Here is a 1,114-nt window from a genome sequence, read left to right on the forward strand (position 1 = left end):
CCGCGCACCTGCGCACCTCGCTGCACCGCTCGCAGTCGATCGGCTCGATGATCCGCGGGGGTTCGGGCGAGGCGGTGCAGCTCAAGCTGGAGGGCCGCGGGCACGAAGTACGCCTGCACGGCATTGGCGACATGGATGAAGAGCACGCGCCAGCTCGAGAACGACGATGTGGGATGGGGCACTCGGCGGAGTGTCTGGCTGCCGGGAGAGAGGAAGACCCATACGATGAGCCCATGATCTCCAGCGCTCGCACCAACTCCGGGGCGAGTTCCGTGCGCTGGATGTGGCTGGTCCTGGCCGTGGTGGCGGGGGTGCTGGGCATGCATGCCCTGTCACCTGCCGGTATGCCGGCTGCGGGCCAGCACGACGTCATGATGTCGGCAGAGCCCCCCGGACATCGCCCCGCGCCCGTCCATGTTGCCGGTGCTGACTGCCAGCATCTGTCCGACGCGGGTGACAGCGGCATGGTCATGGACCACGCCGGCGGGACATGCGCGGCAGGCGGTACGTCCACTGCTTACGTTCCGCCTGCTCTGATGCCGGGCGTGGCCGCCAATGTCGACCCTGCGGCGACTGTCGGCGGCAGCCCGGCTCCTGGGCCGGTTGACGGCCGCGCACCACCCGATCTCTCCGAGTTGCAGCTCCTGCGGATCTAGAGGCTCCCGCACGACACCCTCCTGACGGGGTGTCGTGCTCCGGCCTGCATGCATCCGTATCTCCCGCGCGTGGGCGCGGGCACTTCAAGGAGTTGTACCTCTCATGGCACCTCGCCGTTCTCTCCTCCGCCGGACCATGGCACTGGCCGCCGCCGCCACCGCAGCGGTGGTGCTGGCCGCCTGCGGCAGCAGCGATTCCTCCTCGTCCTCGAGCCACACGGGTCACGACATGGGGGCGACGTCCACCGCCAGTCCCTCGGGCACCGCCTCTATCGCACAGGGCAGCCACAACGCGCAGGACGTGTCGTTCGCCCAAGGGATGATCCCGCACCACCGGCAGGCCGTGGCCATGGCCGATTTGGCCCTGGACGATCACCATGACCGTGGTCAGGAGCTGGATGAGGGTGGCGAGGTCGGTGTGCCGGCCGATCAGGAACCCGATCGCGGTGATGACACCC

The 1,114-nt window shown here is 68.9% G+C and carries 1 protein-coding gene and 2 pseudogenes; all 3 read left to right on the plus strand.

What is annotated here, in order from left to right; all coding sequences use genetic code 11:
- Positions 1–110 (plus strand): annotated as a pseudogene (locus tag ACWEBX_RS41290) (AIM24 family protein); the annotation flags it as partial.
- 234 nt (positions 111–344) lie between these two features.
- On the plus strand, positions 345–656 hold the full coding sequence (locus tag ACWEBX_RS41295) for a DUF6153 family protein (RefSeq protein WP_451889800.1): 312 nt from the start codon (positions 345–347) through the stop codon (positions 654–656).
- Between the two features lie 229 nt (positions 657–885).
- A pseudogene (locus ACWEBX_RS41300) lies at positions 886–975 on the plus strand (DUF305 domain-containing protein); the annotation flags it as partial.
- Positions 976–1,114 lie beyond the last annotated feature (139 nt).

The sequence above is a fragment of the Streptomyces sp. NPDC005070 genome (assembly GCF_053600395.1).